Annotated in this window: 21 protein-coding genes; 7 read left to right on the top strand and 14 right to left on the bottom strand. The window is 65.7% G+C overall.

All coding sequences use genetic code 11. From position 1 onward, the window contains the following. The first annotated feature begins 8 nt into the window (after positions 1–8). Together BLU62_RS18180 and BLU62_RS18175 are read left to right on the top strand one after the other, a co-directional pair. Positions 9–701 carry an ABC transporter ATP-binding protein gene (locus tag BLU62_RS18180; protein ID WP_074853000.1) on the top strand — a complete coding sequence of 231 codons (693 nt, stop codon included), beginning with the start codon at positions 9–11 and terminating at the stop codon, positions 699–701. Beyond that, positions 698–3,247, top strand: a complete 2,550-nt coding sequence (locus BLU62_RS18175) for an ABC transporter permease (RefSeq protein WP_074851182.1) — start codon at positions 698–700, stop codon at positions 3,245–3,247. Before BLU62_RS18180 ends, BLU62_RS18175 begins: the two co-directional genes overlap by 4 nt. Before the next feature lie 57 nt (positions 3,248–3,304). On the opposite strand, the gene BLU62_RS18170 is transcribed toward BLU62_RS18175, so the two are convergent. From BLU62_RS18170 to BLU62_RS18155, 5 genes are all read right to left on the bottom strand, one after another. After that, on the bottom strand, positions 3,305–4,000 hold the full coding sequence (locus BLU62_RS18170; protein ID WP_084811829.1) for a LysE family transporter: 696 nt from the start codon (positions 3,998–4,000) through the stop codon (positions 3,305–3,307). A 264-nt stretch (positions 4,001–4,264) separates the two neighbouring features. Beyond that, the gene (locus BLU62_RS18165) at positions 4,265–4,537 is read right to left on the bottom strand and encodes a hypothetical protein (RefSeq protein WP_074851181.1); all 273 of its coding nucleotides are present in this window, start codon (positions 4,535–4,537) and stop codon (positions 4,265–4,267) included. Positions 4,538–5,264: 727 nt separating this feature from the next. Next, the gene (locus tag BLU62_RS18160) at positions 5,265–5,837 is read right to left on the bottom strand and encodes a hypothetical protein (protein WP_074851180.1); all 573 of its coding nucleotides are present in this window, start codon (positions 5,835–5,837) and stop codon (positions 5,265–5,267) included. 23 nt (positions 5,838–5,860) lie between these two features. After that, positions 5,861–6,394, bottom strand: coding sequence for a hypothetical protein (locus tag BLU62_RS32565; protein WP_139180042.1), 534 nt, complete (start codon positions 6,392–6,394; stop codon positions 5,861–5,863). Between the two features lie 167 nt (positions 6,395–6,561). Next, entirely contained in the window at positions 6,562–8,982 is a 2,421-nt protein-coding gene (locus BLU62_RS18155) for a TPR repeat domain-containing protein (RefSeq protein WP_074851179.1), read from the bottom strand. Between the two features lie 83 nt (positions 8,983–9,065). On the opposite strand from BLU62_RS18155, the gene BLU62_RS18150 reads away from it, so the two are divergent. Next, positions 9,066–10,157 (top strand): IS630 family transposase, encoded by a 1,092-nt coding sequence (locus BLU62_RS18150; protein WP_074847987.1) that lies wholly within the window; start codon positions 9,066–9,068, stop codon positions 10,155–10,157. Here the strand turns inward: BLU62_RS18150 and BLU62_RS32905 are convergent. Beyond that, positions 10,146–10,364: a hypothetical protein gene (locus BLU62_RS32905; protein ID WP_159441562.1), complete on the bottom strand. Its 219-nt coding sequence runs from the start codon at positions 10,362–10,364 to the stop codon at positions 10,146–10,148. The genes BLU62_RS18150 and BLU62_RS32905 overlap by 12 nt on opposite strands. 218 nt (positions 10,365–10,582) lie before the next feature. On the opposite strand from BLU62_RS32905, the gene BLU62_RS18145 reads away from it, so the two are divergent. Continuing rightward, entirely contained in the window at positions 10,583–10,879 is a 297-nt protein-coding gene (locus BLU62_RS18145; RefSeq protein ID WP_074851178.1) for a hypothetical protein, read from the top strand. Next, on the top strand, positions 10,857–11,735 hold the full coding sequence (locus BLU62_RS18140) for a Clp protease N-terminal domain-containing protein (protein ID WP_074851177.1): 879 nt from the start codon (positions 10,857–10,859) through the stop codon (positions 11,733–11,735). Before BLU62_RS18145 ends, BLU62_RS18140 begins: the two co-directional genes overlap by 23 nt. Positions 11,736–11,807: 72 nt before the next feature. On the opposite strand, the gene BLU62_RS18135 is transcribed toward BLU62_RS18140, so the two are convergent. Then, the gene (locus BLU62_RS18135) at positions 11,808–12,677 is read right to left on the bottom strand and encodes a 1,4-dihydroxy-2-naphthoate polyprenyltransferase (RefSeq protein ID WP_074852998.1); all 870 of its coding nucleotides are present in this window, start codon (positions 12,675–12,677) and stop codon (positions 11,808–11,810) included. Between the two features lie 145 nt (positions 12,678–12,822). On the opposite strand from BLU62_RS18135, the gene BLU62_RS18130 reads away from it, so the two are divergent. Continuing rightward, the gene (locus tag BLU62_RS18130; protein WP_084811828.1) at positions 12,823–13,560 is read left to right on the top strand and encodes a type IV toxin-antitoxin system AbiEi family antitoxin domain-containing protein; all 738 of its coding nucleotides are present in this window, start codon (positions 12,823–12,825) and stop codon (positions 13,558–13,560) included. 47 nt (positions 13,561–13,607) lie between these two features. On the opposite strand, the gene menE is transcribed toward BLU62_RS18130, so the two are convergent. From menE to BLU62_RS18105, 5 genes are all read right to left on the bottom strand, one after another. Continuing rightward, the gene (menE, locus tag BLU62_RS18125) at positions 13,608–14,768 is read right to left on the bottom strand and encodes an o-succinylbenzoate--CoA ligase (RefSeq protein WP_208863693.1); all 1,161 of its coding nucleotides are present in this window, start codon (positions 14,766–14,768) and stop codon (positions 13,608–13,610) included. Next, positions 14,765–15,103 (bottom strand): DUF3349 domain-containing protein, encoded by a 339-nt coding sequence (locus BLU62_RS18120; protein WP_074851175.1) that lies wholly within the window; start codon positions 15,101–15,103, stop codon positions 14,765–14,767. The genes menE and BLU62_RS18120 overlap by 4 nt, the downstream gene beginning before the upstream one ends. Positions 15,104–15,203: 100 nt before the next feature. Continuing rightward, positions 15,204–15,512 carry a DUF3349 domain-containing protein gene (locus BLU62_RS18115; RefSeq protein WP_074852997.1) on the bottom strand — a complete coding sequence of 103 codons (309 nt, stop codon included), beginning with the start codon at positions 15,510–15,512 and terminating at the stop codon, positions 15,204–15,206. A 58-nt stretch (positions 15,513–15,570) separates the two neighbouring features. Beyond that, positions 15,571–15,849 (bottom strand): hypothetical protein, encoded by a 279-nt coding sequence (locus BLU62_RS18110; protein ID WP_074851174.1) that lies wholly within the window; start codon positions 15,847–15,849, stop codon positions 15,571–15,573. Between the two features lie 40 nt (positions 15,850–15,889). After that, the gene (locus BLU62_RS18105) at positions 15,890–17,137 is read right to left on the bottom strand and encodes an inorganic phosphate transporter (protein WP_208863645.1); all 1,248 of its coding nucleotides are present in this window, start codon (positions 17,135–17,137) and stop codon (positions 15,890–15,892) included. Positions 17,138–17,331: 194 nt separating this feature from the next. Here BLU62_RS18105 and BLU62_RS18100 point away from each other — a divergent pair, with 194 nt between their 5' ends. Beyond that, positions 17,332–18,396 carry an LLM class F420-dependent oxidoreductase gene (locus BLU62_RS18100; RefSeq protein WP_074851173.1) on the top strand — a complete coding sequence of 355 codons (1,065 nt, stop codon included), beginning with the start codon at positions 17,332–17,334 and terminating at the stop codon, positions 18,394–18,396. Between the two features lie 36 nt (positions 18,397–18,432). Here BLU62_RS18100 and BLU62_RS18095 read toward each other — a convergent pair whose 3' ends face one another. Continuing rightward, on the bottom strand, positions 18,433–18,993 hold the full coding sequence (locus BLU62_RS18095) for a YdcF family protein (RefSeq protein WP_074851172.1): 561 nt from the start codon (positions 18,991–18,993) through the stop codon (positions 18,433–18,435). Continuing rightward, positions 18,990–20,387: an O-antigen ligase family protein gene (locus BLU62_RS18090; protein WP_074851171.1), complete on the bottom strand. Its 1,398-nt coding sequence runs from the start codon at positions 20,385–20,387 to the stop codon at positions 18,990–18,992. The genes BLU62_RS18095 and BLU62_RS18090 overlap by 4 nt, the downstream gene beginning before the upstream one ends. Positions 20,388–20,595: the final 208 nt, after the last annotated feature.

Below are 20,595 nucleotides of genomic sequence, written 5' to 3'. Positions count from 1 at the left end.
ATCCGGGGGTGCCGACCGAAACCGTGCGTCCACTCGTCGAGGCCGTCGACCTGGTGCGTGAGTACCAGATGGGTGAGGAACGTGTCCGCGCCCTCGACGGCCTGAATCTGAACATCGACGGAGGGCAGTTCGCGTCCATCGTCGGCCCGTCCGGTGCGGGCAAGTCCACGCTGCTGCACATCCTGGGTGCACTCGACACCCCGACGTCGGGCCGGATCTCCATCGACGGCGTCGATCTCGGCGAACTCGACGACACCGCGGCGTCGGCGTTCCGGCGTCATCGCGTCGGATTCGTCTTCCAGTTCTTCAATCTCGTGCCGACGATGTCGGCGTGGGAGAACGTCGCGCTGCCACGGCTGCTCGACAACCAGTCGTTACGCAGGGCCAAGCCTCGCGCCGTCGAACTCCTCGAGCAGGTGGGCCTCGGCGACCGGGTCGACCATCGGCCGTCGGAGCTGTCGGGCGGACAGATGCAGCGCGTCGCCATCGCACGATCGCTGATCATGGACCCGACGATCCTGCTCGCCGACGAACCCACCGGCAACCTCGATTCCAAGACCGGGGAAGCGGTGCTGGAGTTGCTCGCCGACGTCGCGCACGCCGCGCCGGACCGGCTGGTGGTCATGGTGACCCACGACCCGAAGGCCGCGGCCTTCGCCGACACGACGATCACGGTGCGCGACGGAAAGATCGCGGAGTGAGATCGAGGAGGCATGTCGAAGCCCTGCTGGCCGGCTTCACCCGCATCCGCCTGCTCAACATCCGCGAGATCCGCACCCACCGCCTGCGGCTGTTCACCTCGCTCGCGGTGGTGATCGTCTCGTCGGCGCTGCTCATCGCGGTCCTGGGAACCTTCGGTTCGACGTCGGAGTCGGTGCGCGCGTTCAACAATGCGATCTCCGGCTCGGCCGATCTCGAGGTCGCGGCCATCGCCGACAGCGGCGTCGACCAATCCCTGGCCGGGGAAATCCGCCGTGACGTCGACGGCGCGAAGGCCGTCGTGCCGATGATTCGCGGCTCGGTTGTGGTCGACGACTCGTCGATCCCGCTGATCGGTTCGGATCAGCGCGTCGTCTCGTTGTCGGGGGGTCTGCGGTCCGCCGTGCAGCAGGAGAATTCCGGGGCGATCGACTTCGACAAGCTGCGGTCCGGCGTCTTCGTCGGTCCGGGACTCGGTCTCGACGTCGGGCAGAAGGTGACGGTCAACGGCATCGACGTCGAGGTCCTGGAGGTCGTCGACAACGAGCAGGCCGCCGGACTCAACAACGGCCGCTTCATGTTCGCCTACCTCGACCTCGCGCAGCGACTCGTCGGCCTGGAGGGCCGGCTGGATTCGATCCTCATCGTCACCGAGCCCGGCGTCGGCGTCGCATCGGTGCGGAAGCAAGTCGAGGAGATCGTCGGCGGCCGTGCGGTTGTCGTCGATCCGGACTTCCGCGCCAAGCAGGCCGAGGTCGCGAGCTCGGTGACACGCGATGCGACGCTGCTCGTCTCGCTGGTCTCGTTGGTGATCGCCGCGTTCCTGGTCTTCAACACGATGAACATGGCGGTGGCGTCGCGACGCGGGTCGCTCGCGATGATCCGGGCGCTGGGCGCCAAGCGATCCCACCTCGTCGGCGACATGCTGGGTGAGGCCGCGCTGATGGGTCTCGTCGGAGGCCTGATCGGTATCCCGTTCGGAATCCTCGCCGGCCGCGCCGTGATCGCGAGCCTGCCCGATCCGCCGCCCGACACCGTGGGCACGGTCATCAACTATCACCTGCCGTCGTACGCGCCGGTGGTCGCGGTCCTCGCGTGTGTGATCGCCTGTGTCGCGGCCACATCGCTGGCGGCGCGATCGGTGTTCTCGGTGTCGCCGGTGGAGGCGATGGCGCCGGTCGAGGTGTCCGACGCGTCGAAGCGTCGCGGCCCGGTGGTCGTGATCGCGGCCGTCGTGGGTGTCGCCGGGTTGATCGCGTCGTGGGTGATCGTCGCGACGGTGCCCGGCCGGCCGGCGATCCTGGCCGGTGTCGTGTATCTCGTGGGTGCGCTGCTTGTTTGTTTCGCGTTGTCGAATCCGTTGACGTGGCTCGTGGTTCGGGTCGCCCGCTGGTTCCGCGGGCCGGGTCAGCTGGCGTCGGTCAACACCGAACGTGCGCCGCGTCGGGCGTGGGCGACGCTCATGACCGTGGCCGTCGCGATCGCGGTGGGTATGGGGACCTCAGGTGCCCTGGACAACCTGGTGTCGTCGATGTCGAAATCACTGGACGGGCTGGGCGATCCGGACTTCTACGTGTCCTCGTCCTCGTCGGCCAGTCTGCCGCTCGGCCCGATCCTGCCACCGTCGATCCGCGGCGAGGCCGCGAAGGTGCCGGGGGTGACCGAGGTCGTCGGCGGGCAGTGGGCGGCGGTCAACATCGGTGAGAGCCGCGCGAATGTGCAGGGCCTGGAGCCCGGTTCGCGAGCGCCGTTCATGCGGAAGGCGACGCCGGAGGCGGTCGCGCAGGTGCTGGCGGGTGACGGTATCCTCCTGTCGAATGTGCTTGCGCGCGTGCTGGATGTGGGTACCGGCGACACCGTGACGCTGGCGACGCCGACCGGACCGCACGATGTGGTGGTCCGGGACACCGTCGACTATGTGTCCGTCGATTCCGGGGTGGCGGCGCTGTCGCAGCAGCAGCTGGGGGAGTGGTTCGGCCGCGAGGGCGACACGTATCTGCAGGTCATCACCGCGCCCGACGCCGATCCGGAGCTGGTCCAGAAGTCGCTGGAGGCGCTCGTCGCCGATGTCCCCACGACCGGCAACAAACCGATCAGCGTCTACACCGGTGCGGAAGCGTTGGCCGCCACGCAGGCGACTGTGCAGCAGGCCGGTTCGTTCACGGTGGCGATCCAGTGGATCGTGGCCGGCGCGGCGGCCATCGCGTTGCTGAACACGTTGTTGCTCTCGGTGATCGAGCGGCGTCGTGAACTCGGCGTGCTGCGCGCGATGGGTGCGTCCCGGAAGTTCATCTCGCGCATGGTGCTCGCCGAGGCCGCCGCGGTCGCGGTGGTGGGCGCCCTGGTCGGTGTGGTTCTCGGTGCGATGATGCATCTGCTGAGTGACCGGATCCTCAGTGTCACGACCTCGCTGACGGTGATCTATTCGCCGCGGCCGTCAGCCGCGCTGTTCGTCGGGATCGCGGTGGCGTTGTGTCTGGTCGGTGCGTTCCTGCCGGCGGTGCGAGCCGCGCGGATGAACATCAGTGAGTCGATTCTGAACGAGTAGTGGCGGTACCGTCGCCCATTTCTCTTGAGGCAGTTTGATCCGGTCGGCCCGGTGTCCTCACCGTCCGATCAGGATTCGGGCGGCGAGGAGCATCGTCAGCCCTCCTCCGATGACCGCCGTCCATCGTCGACCACGGTCGCCGACGAGCGCTGCGCCGAGGAACGAACCGCCCGCGGCGAGAACCAGTTGCCACGCCGCCGAGCCGATCAGTACGCCGAGAACGAATGCGGTGCCAGCGGCCGCCGTGGGTTCGACGACCGCACCGCCGGCCACGAGAGCGGCGAAGTAGATGACCGTCGCGGGGTTGATCGCCGTCACGCCGAACACGCTGACGTAGGCGCGGCCGGCGGTGCCGAAGAGGCGTGAGGGGCCGGCATCCGTTGTCCCGCTTCGGCTTCGCCAGCCCGATCGAAGCATCATCGCGCCGAGCATCAGAAGTACGAGGCCGGCCACCCAACGCAGGGGTGTCGCCACACTTCCGACAGCGGCGGTGACCGCGCTCCCGCCGATCACCGCCAAGCTCGCGTAGAGGGCGTCGACCGTCGCGGCTCCCAGGCCGCCGCCTGCTGCGACCCGCCACCCACGGCGTGCGCCGGTCATCACTATGAGTGCACCGACGGCACCGACCGGAACCGCGACGGCGAGGCCGGCAACGATCCCACCGAGCAGTGCGGTGATCACGAGTGCGCTGCCGAACCCTCCCTGCAGAGGTTCTGCTGCTGCGCGCAGGGCAGGTGCTCGTCGGCGGACCATCCAGCGGCGGTGGGAGTCGTCATGAGCCGTGAAGGTAGCAGTGCGACGCTCCGAATGCGCCGCGAGTTCTCGTGGTCAGAGCCGTGGCGTCCTCAGATCACCATGGCATTCAGCGGTGCGCCGACGTTCGGTATCGCGGCGAGGATGTTGCGACCGGCTGCTGCCACCCTAATCTGCTCGGCGTGGTCGTCGAGCCCTTCATTCTTGGGGCAGTTTGATCCGGTAGGCGGATCAAACTGCCCCAACTTTCTGGCGAAGTCTGTCTCAGGTGAGTCTCCCTGTTCTGACCTCGTACTCGATCTCGTGTCGAACCTGCTCGGCGATGTCCTGCGCGACGTCATACGGAGCTTGTTTCCATCCGTTGTGGTGCTGCCAGTCGAAGATCGCGTCGTCGTAGCGACGCCGGAACTCCTCCTCGAGTCGCTTCTCGCGGTCGAGTTCGGGGAAGCGCGCGGCGAGGTCCTTGAGGGTTGTGCCCGGCGGTGACTTGAGCGCGGCGATGATGTGGGGCTTCAGGTCTTTGAGTTCATCTGTCATGAGTTGCCTCTTGTACTGGATTCAGTCAGCTTGTAGCGGCCAACCAGGGCTCGGCTTGTCGCCTGGCGGCTTGGCTTCGGAGAGAGGGGCTTTCGCGCACGCCTCACGTTCTGCTTTGGCGGGAACCCCGTAATCTTCCAGTTCCCAGTCGCCGAACACGTTCACAGTTGGTTGATTTCTGGGGCCAGATTGGTCGGAAGGAGGGGCTTGTCCAGTTCGCCGGTAGATGAAAAATGCGTGAGGCTCGAAGCTGTAGCGATGCGGGTTCACGGAGTAGCAAACGGCTGCTCTGCCGATTTCCGCGGTGGCGGGCGGTGACACGGATTGGCCTTCTGGGTGCTGAATGTCGGGGGGAAAGGGATGACAGTGAGATAAACGGGTCCCGGCAGAAGTCGTGGCTTCCTGTCATCGTCGTAGATCTCGTCGATTGGTTGCACCCCGTGCGTCGCTTCCAGGTAGCCAGGGGGGACCACGCGGTGGTCGTGAGTGGCCATCAGAAGATGGTCGGTTTCTGCAATCCCACGGATGAACGTTCCGTCGGAGGTCTTCAGATCAAGAGCTCCGGACTCGATCCAGATTATTGGACGGTCTTCCGCTGTCGGCCAGTCAGATTCAGTGGCAGCGGGATTCTCGTCGGTGCCTGGGACGTCAGGTGTCGAACAAGCTGCACCTGCAAGTATCAGAAGAGCTGCGACGACAAGTCGAATGCGGCCCCTGAATCGCGTTATCATCGTGGCCCCTTAGTTCCAGGAACGTGAAGAATCGCAGGGTCTTCTTGGGCTTCGTCGGAGGGTGCTCCCGGAGTGTCAGGCATCTCGAACCCATCGTCGTGGTGTTGGTCCCACCGACCGAAGTGCGTCGACTCGTTGACGAACCTGCGCCAAGCACTCAGTTGCCTATCGTCGAGCGACACTTCACGATGGTAGGCCTCGCGCTCGGCCGGCGTCATCGAGGCGCGTTCGCTCAGCGTGGGCCCGTCGTTGCCGTGAATGGCTTCCCAACTGGGATTTCCGTTTTCGTCGAACCATTCCGGATGTTCCGGTCGAAGTCCGGGGTCGGCAGCGGCCATGCCGGCGAAGATCGCGAACATGGTGACATCCGGGTCGGCGAGTGTCTCTGCTCTGAGTTGGGTGAGTGCGTTGATCTCGTCTGTCGACATCGAGTCGTAGTCCGGAGCGGGCCCGAACAGCAGTTCCTCCAGTGTTCCCACCCCCATCATGGGATTCAGGGTTGCGCCAGGGAATGACTTCAGCCCAGCAATGACGACGTGAGGCTTCAGGCCGTTGAGTTCGTCTGACATGAGTTGCCCTCTTGTACTGGCTTTCAGTCAGCTTGTAGCGGCCAACCAGGGCTCGGCTTGCTATCGAGCGGCTTGACTTCGGAGACGGAAGCTTTCGCGCAAGCCGCGCGGTCGTCTTTGTTGGGTATCCCGTACGCTGCCAGCTCCCAGTCGCCGAACACATTCACAGTTGGCTGATTGCCAGGGCCACTTTGATCGGAAGGGGGCGCCTTTCCGACGCGTTTGTAGGTGAAGTTCAGGTGTGGCTCGAATCCGAACCTGACCGGATCTACCGAATAGCATACTGCCGCTCGGCCGATCTCTGATGTCTCTGGTGGGGCTGGCGTGGGGGTAGGCCCGCCGAGAATTGGCGGAAATCGGATCACTGCGAAGTAGATGGTTCCAGGAGGGATTCCAGGCTTCTTATCATTGTCGTAGAGCTCGCGTATGGGCCTCTTGTCGTTGGTGGCCTCCAGATAGCCGGGCGGAACGACATCGTGGTCGTGAGTTGCCATCAGAAGGAAATTGGTCTCGACAATTCCTCGCACGAATGTGCCGTCCGGACTGTTCAGGTCCACAAAGTCGGAACTAACCCACTGGAAGGGGTGGTCTTCGGGTGTCGGTGCATCCGTCGCAGTGGACTGAGACGCGCGCGGCGTGGGAGCTGTATCCGACGTGGAGCAAGCCGTCCCCTGAAGGAGGAGCAGGGCGCAGACCGCGAGAGTCACCAGGATCTTGTGTGCGTTCAAGCCGGCCCTCCGAGTCCGGGGATTGACAACATCGATGGATCTGGTGCAGCGTGCTCGGTCGCTTCGCCCGGCTCGTCCGGTTCCTCGACTCCATCATCGTGATGGGAGTCCCAACGGTTGTACTGGTCAGACTGATTCACAAAGTCCCGCCAGGCGTTCAGCCGGCTTTCTCGGTCAGCATCTGCGAGCTCATAGGCTTTCCGTTCCTCGGGGGTCAACGCGGCCCGTTCGCGCGGAGTCAGTTCCTTCTCTGAATGACCATGTACAGCATCCCAACTCGGATGTCCGTGCTCATCGAACCATTCTGGGTATTGGTGCCGTAGCTCAGGGTTCTCGGCAACCATTCCGGCGAAGATCGCGAACTTGGTGACATCCGGGTCGGCGAGTGTCTCTGCTCTGAGTTGGGTGAGTGCGTTGATCTCGTCTGTCGACATCGAGTCGTAGTCCGGAGCGGGCCCGAACAGAAGTTCCTCCAGTGTTCCCACCGGCATCATGGCATTCAGCGGTGCTCCGACGTTCGGTATCGCGGCAAGGATGTTTCGACCTGCTGCTGCCACCCTCATCTGCTCGGCGTAGTCGTCGAGCCCTTCCTTCTTGAGATAGTCAATCTGGGCTTCCATTCCGTCTTTCATCGCGTCCTGAAGGACACCGGCTGCGTTACCGAGTGAGGCGGCGTCGGGATCCATGCCGGCGGAATACGCCATGTAGAACTGCCATTCGGCTCCGGCTCGGTTGATGACACCGGCGGCGGTCGGGTCCGAGTTGAGAGCCATGAACAGGTTCTTCAGTTCTCCTGGTGTCAGTTTCTCGCCACCGAAGAGCGGGAACTCGGTCGGCGTCCCCGGTTGATGTGCTCCCGCGAAATCGGCGAGGAAAGGTGCGAGCGAGGTGGCCAGCGTCTGCGTCAACAACGGACTGGACTGGCCGAGGTCACGACCGATCTCCACATTGGACGAATCCCCGAAGTACTGGCCGAGCGCGCTCGCGGTGTCCGCGGCTTTGAATGCCGCGAAGGTGTTGTCGGGGTTTCCGGCGTTCTGACCCAGCCACTTGTACATGTCGCTGATTCCGCCTTGTGAGTCTCCCCATTGGTAGGCGAACAGGGCGTCCAGGTGTCGATCTGCGTCGAACTGACGCCCATCCGCGTACGTCACGTTCATCGCTTCGGCGCCGACGGTGAAGTCCCGAACCGCAGTGGTGTCGGCCGACGCCAGAGCGAGTGCGCGGTTCAGTACGTCGTGGGTGTCTGTCAGTTCTTCGCCCGCGCCTGCGATCCTTCCGGAACGTGAGGCTTCCGCGATCTCGCTCGCCTGCTTCAAGATTCCGCGATCGATGTCGGTACCCATGCGTAGTGCAGGATCGCCGGACTCGAGTAGCCCCACCAGCTTCTCGAATTCGTCGATTCGAGGAACGTGCGGGTACTCGAAGGTCGTGTGGTTGTCGTAGTCCCGCTTCTTCGCGGTCCCGGTGTGCAGCTTCTCGGTCAAGAGCGACGCCACGTTCGTCGGCAGGACCGCCATTCCGCCGGCGTCACCGGCGTCGGTGGACACAGACGGATTGCTCATGATCTGCATTCCGTTGGAGAGCAGATTCCGAACAGCGGCGCCCTGCTCCCCGGTGGCCCCGAGCCCGGCGATCTCGTCGACGGACATGCCATCCATGCCACGGAAGAGTGTCCGGAGGAAATCGTATTGACCTTGGGGGATGTTCACGGGCAGGCCTGCGTGCAGGGCCTGTAGCTGCTCAGGTGTCAGGTTTCCGGCGGCGGCGAGCGCATACATCTGTTCCTGCGACAGGCCACGGCCGCCTTCCCAATTGTCCAGGATCTTCGCTGCGCCACCGGCACTCAAACCTGCTGCGGGAGGCGTTAATTGGTCGAGCACGCCGTTTGCACCCCGGATCGCTGCCGCGGTGTCGGTATCGGCCGTGTCGAAATCTCTTGCAACCCGCTCCATCCAGAGGGTCGCGTTCTCGGCGATCCGCGCACGGGTGGCCTTCAACGTTTCGAGTGCGGTGAGTTGCTCGTCGTCTCCGGCGGCCGCGGATTCGGCAAGCGCATAGTTGTATGAGTCGGTGACCTTCCAGTTGTCCGCCACCGAGTAATCGTTTGCCTCATAGGCCGTTGCGGTCAGCTTCAGGTCGCCTGCCAAGGACGACAAATCGGTGTGCCCGGTGGTGATGGCATCGGCGAGGGAGGTGAAGGTTGCCGACACCCGCATCAGTTGGGCGTGTTCCCTGTGGGCGCGAGTTTCCGCGGCGTTCTTCGCGCCGCCGGACCAGTCCAGCCTGGTGATGGTGTCCCGTGTGGTCTGGGCGTCGGATGCGGTGTGTTCGGCGTAGCTGTTCAGTTCCTGAGCGAGCGTCGTCATCTTGTCGAAGTTGAGCTCGGCGACGATCGACCGGGTGGGGTAGACCATCAGCCGGGCTGACCCGGAAGCGGCCGGTTCAAGTCGCCTAGTGTCCTGAGTCATTAATTGTCATTCGGTTGATAGACTGGGGAATGGCAACCCGGGGTCCGCGAGCAGTGGATATTGTTCTGACCGATGACGAGCGCCGTGAGCTCGAAGGGTGGGCGCGTCGGCGAACGACGGCCTCGGGTTTGGCGATGCGATCACGAATCGTTCTCGCTGCCGCAGATGGCGGGTCGAATACCGAAGTGGCACAACGACTCGGCCTCAACCGAGGTACCGTGCGGCGATGGCGAGGCCGGTTCGTCGAGCACCGCTGCGAGGGGTTGCTCGACGAACCCCGGCCCGGGCGACCTCGAACCGTCGGCGACGAGCAGATCAAAGACCTGATCACCGCAACTCTCGAGACCACTCCGAAGAATGCGACACACTGGTCGACTCGGTCGATGGCTGAGCATCTCGACATGTCGCAGTCAACTGTTTCGCGTGTATGGAGAGCGTTCGGATTGGCTCCACACAAACAGGATTCGTGGAAGCTGTCGAAAGATCCCATGTTCACCGAAAAGGTCCGCGACGTCGTCGGGCTCTACATGAACCCACCCGAACGTGCCCTGGTGCTCTGCGTTGACGAGAAGACCCAGATCCAAGCGCTCGATCGCACCCAGCCGATCTTTCCCATGCTCCCGGGCACCCCGCAACGGGCCAGCCACGACTACGTGCGCAACGGCACCTCCAGCCTGTACGCGGCGTTGGACATCGCGTCGGGCAAAGTCATCGGTTCGCTTCACTCACGGCATCGCGCAACGGAATTCATCGGATTCCTCCGCAAGATCGACGCCGAGGTACCCGACGAGCTCGACGTCCACCTGGTCATGGACAATGCCTCCACCCACAAGACACCCGCGGTCAAGCGATGGCTGACCGCGCACCCGCGGTTTGTTGTCCACTTCACCCCCACCAGCTCATCCTGGATGAACCTCGTCGAACGCTGGTTCGCCGAACTGACCACCAAGAAACTCCAACGCTCCACCCACCGCACCGTACGAGCACTCAATGCCGACATCAGAGCGTGGATCGAGACCTGGAACGACAACCCCCGCCCCTACGTGTGGGTCAAGACCGCTGACCAGATCCTCGACTCCATCGCCCACTACTGCACACGAATTAATGACTCAGGACACTAGACCGGCAAGTCGTTTGGCCGCAGTGACATCGGTTCCCTCATAGGCGTCAGCGGACTCGTTGAGGATCGACTCCCAGGCAGCCTTGCGACCGCCGAGTGTGGCCAACGCAGACAGCAGGGATGTCTTTGTCTCGGAAAGTGCTGTCCCGGTGTCGAGTTGGTCTACACCCGCAGCCGCGAAGGTGACCGCGCGCCCGGCGGTAGACATCGAAGGTGGCCACACCGGCCCAAAGGCGACCGCCGGCGCAAACTTGGTAGCTGCTTCCCGCAACTCTTCCGGATCAACCCTCGTTGTCATCGCAAACTCCCCCCGCAGTTTGTTGCATGCTAGCCGACTCGCGGACTGGTCGATGTGCAGCCATCCACAGGCGGTCGGGGTCGTCAACAATTCTTGACAACGTCGAGATGTCAACATAACCTGACACCATGCACGACGGCCAGAAGACCGAAACGCCGGACGACGCCCAGGGCGCTGACCTCGCCGGAGATGCCGCGAGCAGCGACCCCGCGAAGGGCCTCGCAGCGGTTCGGGCGCTGCGCACGTTGGCTGACCGACTCGAAGAAGTGCAGGTCGCCAATGCTCGCGCCAATGGATGGAGTTGGCAGTCGATCGCAGAAGTACTGCAGATCAGCCGGCAGGCCGTGCATCAGAAGCACTCACAACGTGAGGTCCGCGAAGGCGGGCCCGAAGGAGACAAGAATGTTCGAACGAATCTCTCGTGATGACAAGATGCTGCTGGCCTTCGCCACGCAGGAGGCCGCCGACCTCGGACATCGGCAACTGGGCAACGACCACCTGATCCTGGGCATGCTCTGCAACGCCCGGAGTCCGCTGTTCACCATCCTGGCGGACCAGGGACTGAACCTGGCGTCGGCTCGGGAAGTGGTGCGCAAGTACCACGATGAGCATGCCGACCAGGCCGAGGCGACGGACACGAACGACGAGTCGGCCCGCAGGCGTTACGAGGAGGACCGAGAAGCGCTGCGCAGCATCGGGATCGACCTCGACAAGGTGCGCGAAGCGGTCCGCGGACGCTTCGGTGAGGATCTGTCCGACGGCTGGGGCGAACGCCCCGGACGCGGCGCGGGTCGCAGGGGAGGTCCCGACGGAGGTCGCGGACGAGGCCGAGGACACGGACGCCGGCACGGACACGGTCACGGACCGCACCGTGCTCGCGGACCCCGTCCCGATTGCGGGCCGGAGGGTTTCGGCCCCGAGGGTCCCGGCGGTTTCGGTCCCGGTGGGTTCGGCCCGGGCGGTTATGGTCCCGGCCCGTTCGGCCCCGGCGGACCGTTCGCCGGCGACGAGGGCCCCTGGGAGCCGGGCCGCGGGCGTCGCGGTCCGCGCGGGCGCGGCAACCGACCTCGCTTCGCGTCGGACACCCGCTCGGTGTTCGCCCGGGCGGTCGAGATCGCCCGCGAACGCGGCGACCGTCACCTCCGCGGTGAGTACCTGCTGCTCGGCATCATCGACACCGCCGACGACGCCTCGCGGACGCTGATCGAATCCGCCACCACCGCAGACGAACTCAAGGCCGCCGTCTGGGCGAGCCTGCCCGAGGTCGACGCCGAGGTCTGACCCGGACGAGCGAGCACAGATATGAAGAAGCCCGCCCCCTGAGCAGGGGGCGGGCTCTCGGCGTGAAGAGAATCAGGTCAGCGCCAACGACACCGCGGTGACGACGGCCCAGCCGAGCATCGCCTTGCCGGTGGTCCCGATCGACGGGATCAGTCCCGGCCCCTGTGCTCCGGTGCGGACCGGCGTGTACGCCTGCCACAGGAGTGGGAAGGCCAGCAGTCCGACGAGCGCCCACGGCGTCGCGAACGCCAGCGCCACGCTCATGACCAGCGGGGTCATGAGCAGCGCCGCGAAGAGGATTCGGGTGCGGGCATCGCCGAGCCGGACGGCGAGCGTGATCTTGCCGCTCTCGGTGTCGGTCGGGATGTCACGCAGATTGTTGACGACCAGCACGCTGCAAGAGATCGCGCCGACGCCGACCGCGCAGGCGAGGCCGACGAGGTCGACGCGATCCGACGTCGCGAACTGGGTTCCGAGTACCGCGACCAGACCGAAGAACACGAACACCGCGACCTCGCCCCAACCCGCATAGCCGTAGGGCCGTTTGCCGCCGGTGTAGAACCAGGCGCCCGCGATGCAGACCGCGCCCACCACGACCAGCCACCACGCCGTCGCGATCGCCAGCACGAGACCACACACCGCGCCGATGCCGAAGCAGATGAAGGCCGCGGCCTTCACCGAACCGGGCGACGCGAGTCGGGAGCCGACGAGGCGCAGCGGGCCGACGCGGTCGTCGTCGGTGCCGCGCACACCGTCGGAGTAGTCGTTCGCGAAGTTCACGCCGATGATGAACGCCATCGCCACCGCCAGCGCGAGTACGGCCTTCCACCACGAAATCCCTCCGTGGTGAAGGGCTGCGCCGACGCCGGCCACCACCGGGGCCACGGCGTTGGGGAGAGTCCGGGGGCGTGCGCCCTGAATCCACTGCGATGCGGTTGCCACGGATCGATCCTGCCACGACGTCGGATGCCCGCCGGCCACCCCACCAGATGTCGCGGATCGTTGCGGCGAACGACACGATTCGCGACATCTGGCGCGGCGACAATCGGGACGGAACCGCATCGACCTGCGATTACGTCCAATCAAGGTGCATATTCCACCGAAACTGCGAACTCTCGCCCTCGAACACGACGGCGTCCTCACCGCAGCCGACGCGCGGGAGCACGGAATGGATCGCTCGTCGGTGCACCGTCGGGTCGCCGCAGGTGAGTGGGTCCGGGTCCGTCCCCGGCTGTACCGGCTCGCCGACCATCCCGTCACCGACGCGACCACCGCCCGGATCGCGACGCTGTCGGTAGGGCCCTCGGCGATCCTGTCGGGCCTGGCCGCGGCCTGGTGGCACGGCATCGTCGACGACCCGCCCACGACGATCACCGTCACCGCTCCCCGCGGACGGCACGGTCCGTCGGTGAAGGGAGTGCGGATTCTCAACCGGTCCCTCGACGACGCGGATGTCCTCGTCCGACGTGACCTGCGGGTCACCGGGGTCGCCTTGTCGGCGCTCGAGGGGGCGGTCGAACTCGGTGCCGAGGTGATCGACTCGGCCCTGCAGCAACGCCGGATCAGCGTCGAACGTCTGGAGGAGGCTTACCGACGCCGGTACCGGTGTGTCGGAGCCGCCGAGATGCGTCCGATGGTCGAGCTGCTCGAGTCCGGCGCACGTTCGGCCGCGGAGCGGCTCGCGGTGACGATCCTCGACGACGCGGGGATCGTCGGCTGGGTCGCCAACCATCCCGCGTGCGGGTACGAGATCGACCTGGCATTCATTGCGCAGATGGTTGCGGTGGAACTCGACGGATTGATATTTCACAGCGTCGCCGCATGACTGCAGATGTCGCGAAAAGTGTTGCGGACCGCGACGATACGCGACATCTACGACGAGAAGCGTCGACGCAGCGCGCGCCGGTCGGGCTTGCCGGGTCCGCGCAGCGGCAGCTCGTCGACCTCGAAGACGTCCCGCGGCGCGGCGTATCGACCGAGACGTTCGCCGACCGACCCTCGAATCCGGGTGACGTCGAGGCGTTCTCCGCGTCGTGCGACCACCACGGCGACGACCTTCTCACCGAGACGGTCGTCGGGAAGGCCGACGACGACGCATTCGGCCACGGCCGGGTCGTCGGCGATCACCGCTTCGACAACCTGGGGTACGACGGTCAGCCCGCCGGTCAGGATGGCCTCGTCGGCTCGCCCGGCGATCGACAGGACACCGTCGGAGTCGAGTCGGCCCAGGTCGTCGGTGCGGAACCAGCCGGCCTCGGCGAAGGCGGGATGATCTGCGAGGTTGCGATATCCGTGCGCCACCATAGGACCGCCGAGCACGACGCGTCCCACCCCGTCCGGCGACGGGTCGTCGATGCGAACCACGACGCCGTCGAGCGGGACGCCGTCGTAGACGCAACCGCCGGCGGTCTCGCTCATCCCGTACGTGCAGACGATGGGGAGACCCTCGTCGACGGCCCTGCGCAACAGGGGAGCAGGGGTCGCCGCACCACCGACGAGCAACCCGTCGGCGGTGCGCAGCGCGGCGGTCGCACCGGGTGAGTCGAGGACCTTGAGCAACTGCGTCGGCACGAGTGAGGTGTAGCGTCGCGGCCCGTCCAGCCGGTCCAGCGCCCCGGCGAACTCGTCGGCGTCGAAGCCCGCGGCCAGGTCGAGGACGATGGGCGTGAATCCGGAGGCGATGGCCCGCAACAGGACCTGCACGCCGGCGATGTGATGCGGGGCGAGGGCGAGGAGCCAGTTGCCGGGTCCGCCGAGGCGTGCCGCGGTGGCCCGCGCCGACGCCGACAGCGTCGCGGGGGTGTGCTGCGCGCCCTTGGGTACGCCGGTCGAACCCGAGGTGGACACCACCAGCGAGACCTCGTCGGCGATCGGCTCGCCCACCGCGAGGGCATCACTCAGAAGTGTTGTCTCCCTGGCGTCGTCGGGCACGGGGACGACCGCGGTCGAACCGTCGAGGACGGCGAGCAGCTCGTCACGCCGGTCGACGACCTCTGGTCGGGCGGGAAGGTGAAGAGTACGAAGGATTTTCAGAGCTGGTCCCGGTTCGCGTCCGTGTCATTCGAGTTGGGGCCGTCGAACGGCCAGCCCGAGGACTCCAGGTGACGGCGCACGCGGGCGATGTCATCCTCGTGCGGTAGCTCGTGGGTGATCCTGGTGATGGCGACGGCCGCGTCGATCTGCGAGATCGGTTCGGGAGGCGGCGCGGACTGGCGGATCAGCCGCGACGACACCTCCTGTACCTCGTCCTCGCTGAGCTGCCGGCGCAGGAGGGCGACGAGCGGGATGTAGTCACCCTGCGGCACGCCGTCGGGATATCCGGCGCGCAGCCATTCGATGATGCGGTACAGCAACTGTGGGCGGTCCACACTCCTCACCCCCTTTCCTCGGCGGGACGCAGATACGTCGTACTCGGCGCGATTGTAGATATCGGCTCCTACAGGGACAGGTCTCGGTGGTCTTCGACGATCAACTTCGGCTCGACACGAGCGGCCAGCCGACGGCGGCGAGCCGGCCCGCGACCTGGTCGACGTCCTCGGGTGTCGGCGGTTCGTCGATGACCCGCTCGATGGCCGCGGCGATCTGGTCCTTGGTCACCGGCTCCTTGGGGCCGTACTCCTTGACCAGTTGCAGTGCGACGGTGGTGACCTCCTCCTCGGTCAGCACGCGCCGCAGCAGCGCCATCAGAGGAGGGAAATCGGTGCGCGAGACACCGTCGGGGTAGCCCTTGCGAATCCAGTTGATCACGGATTCGAAGAGGGGGGTCTCACTGCTCATGACTGATCGCGTCTCCGGGTTCTTCCACATGTGGGACCACGGTTTACCCAGGTGGGGGTCATTTGTAACCAAACGGGAAGAGCTTGATGCCGGTGTGGAAGTAGAGGGTCTGCCGGGTGATCCAGAGGAGCGCGGTGATGATGACGAGCGCGACGACGCCGAAGATCACGAAGCTCAGCACGCGCCGCGCGGGACTGCCCTTGATGATCGACCCGTCGAGGACCACGTCCGAACCCTGCTCGTGCATCCGCAGGCCGACCGCGAACAGCGCGGGCAGGCCGGCGCCGAAGAGGAGGCCGACGATCAGCACCTTGCCGATCGCTTCGACGATGTCCATCGCTGCTGGGTCCTTTCGTGTGTTCGCGCGTGGTGGGGGGTCAGGCGGACTGGGCGGTGGTGTCGGGCGTCGCCGGCGGATCGGTGGGCAGTTCGGTCGGGATCACCGATCCGGTGCTGTCGTCCCAGTCGTCGTTGACGTTGCCGGCGTCGACCTTGTTCTGCTGGGCACGCCAGTACATGTAGGCCGACGCCGCGATGAGGAGCCCGAAGATCGCCATCGCGCCCGCGACATTGCCGAGCAGGTGCGCGATGTAGAACGACGCCGCGCCGACGAGCCCGGCGGCCGGCAAGGTGGTGAGCCACGCCACTGCCATCCGTCCGGCGACGCTCCAGCGGACCTGTGCGCCGCGCTTGCCGACACCGGAACCGAGGATCGAGCCGGTGGCGACCTGCGTCGTGGACAGGGCCATCCCGGCGGCGCTCGAGGTCAGGATGATCGCCGCGGACGAGGCCTCGGCCGCCATGCCCTGCGGGGAACTGATCTCCACCAGGCCTTTTCCGAGGGTGCGGATGATGCGCCAGCCGCCGAGGTAGGTGCCGATCGCGATGGCGGCCGCGCAACTCGCTACGACCCACAGGGGGAGGCCGTGACTCACGGTCGAGGCGTCGAGGTGTCCGGTCACGATCAGGGCCATCGCGATCACGCCCATCGTCTTCTGGGCGTCGCCGGTGCCGTGGGCGAGGGAGACCAGCGAGGCGCTGGCGATCTGCCCGTACCGGAACCCCTGCTCCTTGCGGCTCTCGGCGAGGTGGCGGGTGATGGCGAAGACGAGCCAGGTCCCGCAGGCGGCGACCGCACAGGCGATCACCGGGGCGAGCAGCGCGGGCACGATGATCTTGCCGAACACCCCGTGCCAGTTCACGCCGGAGAGGCCGATCGCCGCGATCCCGGAACCGATGAGGCCGCCGAACAGGGCGTGCGAGGAACTCGACGGCAGGCCGAAGAGCCAGGTGAAGAGGTTCCAGAGGATGCCGCCGATGAGTCCGGCGAAGATGATCAGCAGTGCGGTGGTCGGGGTGAGCCCCGAGACGATCTCACCGGCGTCGGCGCCGGAGGTCTGCTGGATGTTGAGGACGTCTTTGGTGATGGTGGCCGCGACCTCGACCGAGAGGAACGCGCCGACGAGATTGAGGATGGCGGAGAGCCCGACGGCGACTTTCGGTTTCAGCGCGCCGGTGGCGATCGAGGTCGCCATGGCGTTGCCGGTGTCGTGGAAGCCGTTGGTGAAATCGAAGCCGAGGGCCGTGATCACCAACAGCACCAGGATCAGCATTTCGCCGCTCATAGATTTCATGATGAACGCTGGGCTTCGAATTTCCTAAATGTCTTGGCACGCTTTCGTGGGGATCCGTCGTGTCGTCGGCGTGTCGGCCACGTCGCCGCAGTTCAGTGCAGGTGTGTCGTACGTCGCTTTCGGAAGCGAGCGAACGCTCGGACGACCATGGTGAAACCGACGGTCGCTGTGGAAGAATCCGCGCCATGACATCGATGAAGCTGGGCATGCCGATCAACTACGCGGGCGACTTCCGCGAGACCATCAACAACCTCGCCGACTTCGAGGCTGCGGGTGTGGAGCGCATCGCGGTGCCCGAGGCCTACAGCTTCGACGCTGTCTCTCAGCTCGGCTACATCGCCGCCAAGACCGAGAAGATGGAACTGCAGACCGCGATCCTGCCGATGTACTCGCGCACCCCGACCAACCTCGCGATGACCGCGGCCGGTCTGGACTACATCAGCGGTGGCCGGGCGGTGCTCGGCATCGGAGCCTCGGGACCGCAGGTCATCGAGGGCTTCCACGGCGTGAAGTACGACTACCCGCTGGGCCGGGCCCGTGAGCACGCGGAGATCTGCCGCATGGTGTGGCGCCGCGAGAAGCTCAATTACCAGGGCAAGCACTACACCCTGCCGCTCGACGAGGAGCACGGCGGTTCCGGACTCGGCAAGTCGCTCAAGATCATCAACCACCCGGTCCGCGACAACATCCCGCTGCTGCTGGCCGCCATCGGCCCCAAGAACATCGAGCTGGCCGCGGAGATGTTCGACGAGCTGCAGCCGATCCTCTTCCACCCCGAGCAGATCGACGCCGCGTTCGGCGAGTCGCTGGCCGCCGGCAAGGCCAAGCGCGACCCGTCCCTGGGCGAGCTGGGCATCGTCGTGCAGGCCACCGCGCGGATCTCCGACGACCCGGAACAGCTGAACAACGCCAGGGAACTCGTCCGCCACCACGCCGCGCTCTACATCGGCGGCATGGGTGCACGCGGCAAGAACTTCTACAACCAGCTGGCCATCCGGTACGGCTACGTCGACGAGGCGAAGCTCATCCAGGACCTCTACCTCGACGGCAAGAAGGTCGAAGCGGCCGCAGCGGTTCCCGACGACCTCGTGAACGCCATGTCGCTCATCGGTTCCAAGACCCAGGTCGCCGAGCGCGTCGCCGCGTTCCGCGAGGCCGGGGTCACCTGCATCCTCGCCTCACCGACCGCGCCGACCCACTCCGAGCGGGTCGCCGAGGTCGAGGCGTTGCGCGACGTCTTCGGCGGCTGACCCCGCCCGGCCGGTCCTCGGCGGTCGCGGAACCTCTCAGTCAGAACACCCCAGTACGGCGGCCTTCGCGAGGCCGCCGTACTGGTATGTGTACACCGCACCCCAGAGCACCGGGTTGGGGCTGTAATCGCGCGGGACCGCGTGCATGACGACGTCGCCGCCGAAACACTGACCGAAGATGAACCGCGCCCGCACCAGGTGGTAACTCCAGCTGACGACTATGACGTCCTGCCAGTCGTGGCGTCGCGCCATCTCCTGGACGAACATCGCCTCGCCGCGCGTCGTGGAGGGTTTCGGTTCGAAACAGGTGACCGTGATCTCCGGGGTGCTCGCCGAACACACCCGCGGCATCATCGAATCCTGTTCGGTGTAGGGCCGATAGGGGTCGGAGATCAGTACGTGGTCGGCGTAACCCTTGCGCGCCAACTGGATTCCGTAGTCCTCGCGGCCGTCGTGTTCGCCGCCCAGGACGACGATGGCGTCGGCCTTGCGAAGCGGATCGTCGTGGACCCGCGTGAACAGCTGGTAGCCGAGCACGCCGCCGACGGCCACGGCGACGAGGATCGTGCAGAGCAGCACCCGGATCAGACGTCTCACCGCGGTGATCGCAACCTGTCGTCGACGACGGCCCGACCGTCGGCGGGCCCAGGCTGCCCCAGTGGCCCGCTGGTTCCCGAATTCCGCAGGGCCACAACGAGGAACACCAGCATCAGCGACAGATCGGTCACCGAGACGGGGATGGACACCGTGCTGAAGTCGAGTTGCATGCCGAGTACGAAGAAGGCGATGAAGCACCCGCCGTACAGGGCGACCTCCGGCCGGGACGATCGCAGGCAGCGGTAGGCGAGGTAACAGGCGTAGATCATGATCGCGGTGAACACGATTCCCACGATCAGCCCGCCGCGGTACACCGAGAGCAGCGGTGCGTTGGCGACGTAGTTGATGGTGAACGCCTTTTCGGGATCCTTGAATTCGGCGATGCCCCAACCGTGTCCGAACAACCAGTGTCCGCTCATCTTCTCCGGGAACTCGCGCAGGGCGTCGGTGCGTGCGGCGGAACCGGTGTCGCCGTCACCGAAGGAGGAGAAGATCCGTCGCCGGGACGCCGGGATCGCCGACAGCAGAGCCATTCCGCCGACCAGCGTGCCGACGAGCGCGGCGCGGCCCCGTGCCGACATGGTGTGGAAGGCGAGCATCAGCAGCAGGGCCAGCACGACGGAGAAGATCGCCGCGCGGCTCAGGGTCAACGCGACCGCTGCGAACAGGACCGCCGCGAGCATCCAGCGTCGGTGTCCGTCGAACACCAGCAGGCTGATCATGAGTGCCGCCAGGAAACCGATCCCCGCGGCGTTCGGGTCGATGTAGGTGCCCGACAGACGAGCCGTCACCGATGCCCCGTCGAAGACGAACCGGCCCGCCGACGACGCGTCATAACCGAAGGGGGACAGCAGATCAAAGGTTCGGGCGGACTTGTCTACCGTTTGCATCGCGAGGCCCACCGCGGCCGAGGCGGCCGAGGCGATCACGAAGACCTGTCCGAACGTCCGCAACTGGTCGGCGCGCAACCGCAGCAGCGCGACGACGAGGAGGATCGCACCCGACCACTTCACGTACTCGACGATGTCGTCGATGCTCTGCAGGGTCGCCACCACGGACAGTCCGGCGACGCCGACGAAGGCGATGAGTGCGTACTCGATCGGGGTGAAGGTCGTCACGTCGCGCGGGTGGATCACGGTGGCGAGCAGGACCGCCATCGTGAGAGTGAAGATCAGTGGTACGGGCGTACCGGGAACGTAACCCGCGGGAAGCAGGGCGACGACCACCGCGAGCGTCCACCACAACCACGTCGGATGCTGTAGTCCGATAAACGATCCCGCGATCAGGGCGATTCCCAGAAATGCCGCCGTCACGACGGACTCGCCGGCGAGAAGGCAGCCGAAGGTGCCGGCCGCCACCACGGCCACGATCGCGAGTGAACGCACAATCCCCACGCGGGAATCATTACATGAACCATCGGCGGGTATCGGGGTGAGATCTCCGTCGGGAAACAGTCGTGGGCCACAACGAGTTCGAGATCACAGCTCTCGAAGCGCGCGAGTGGCCGACTGTCGCTACAGTTAGCGCGTCGGGGAAAGACACAGGTTTCGAATACTTCGCCGTGGAAATGTTTCATAGACATTTCCACGGCCGGCTATTCGG

Source organism: Gordonia westfalica (genome assembly GCF_900105725.1).
In the GTDB taxonomy this organism is placed as follows: domain Bacteria; phylum Actinomycetota; class Actinomycetes; order Mycobacteriales; family Mycobacteriaceae; genus Gordonia; species Gordonia westfalica.
This window is presented reverse-complemented; position numbering and strand designations above follow the sequence as displayed.

Excerpts from the sequence above, each read along its gene's own strand:
- BLU62_RS18150 (WP_074847987.1), top strand. The coding sequence starts at position 9,066 with ATGGCAACCCGGGGTCCGCGAGCAGTGGATATTGTTCTGACCGATGAC.
- BLU62_RS18165 (WP_074851181.1), bottom strand. The coding sequence starts at position 4,537 with ATGACAGATGAACTCAAAGACCTGAAGCCCCACATCATCGCCGCGCTC.
- BLU62_RS18115 (WP_074852997.1), bottom strand. The coding sequence starts at position 15,512 with ATGAGCAGTGAGACCCCCCTCTTCGAATCCGTGATCAACTGGATTCGC.
- BLU62_RS18145 (WP_074851178.1), top strand. The coding sequence starts at position 10,583 with ATGCACGACGGCCAGAAGACCGAAACGCCGGACGACGCCCAGGGCGCT.
- BLU62_RS18105 (WP_208863645.1), bottom strand. The coding sequence starts at position 17,137 with ATGAGCGGCGAAATGCTGATCCTGGTGCTGTTGGTGATCACGGCCCTC.
- BLU62_RS18160 (WP_074851180.1), bottom strand. The coding sequence starts at position 5,837 with ATGTCAGACGAACTCAACGGCCTGAAGCCTCACGTCGTCATTGCTGGG.
- BLU62_RS18110 (WP_074851174.1), bottom strand. The coding sequence starts at position 15,849 with ATGGACATCGTCGAAGCGATCGGCAAGGTGCTGATCGTCGGCCTCCTC.
- BLU62_RS18155 (WP_074851179.1), bottom strand. The coding sequence starts at position 8,982 with ATGGTCTACCCCACCCGGTCGATCGTCGCCGAGCTCAACTTCGACAAG.
- BLU62_RS32905 (WP_159441562.1), bottom strand. The coding sequence starts at position 10,364 with ATGTCTACCGCCGGGCGCGCGGTCACCTTCGCGGCTGCGGGTGTAGAC.
- BLU62_RS18140 (WP_074851177.1), top strand. The coding sequence starts at position 10,857 with ATGTTCGAACGAATCTCTCGTGATGACAAGATGCTGCTGGCCTTCGCC.
- BLU62_RS18170 (WP_084811829.1), bottom strand. The coding sequence starts at position 4,000 with ATGGTCCGCCGACGAGCACCTGCCCTGCGCGCAGCAGCAGAACCTCTG.
- BLU62_RS18100 (WP_074851173.1), top strand. The coding sequence starts at position 17,332 with ATGACATCGATGAAGCTGGGCATGCCGATCAACTACGCGGGCGACTTC.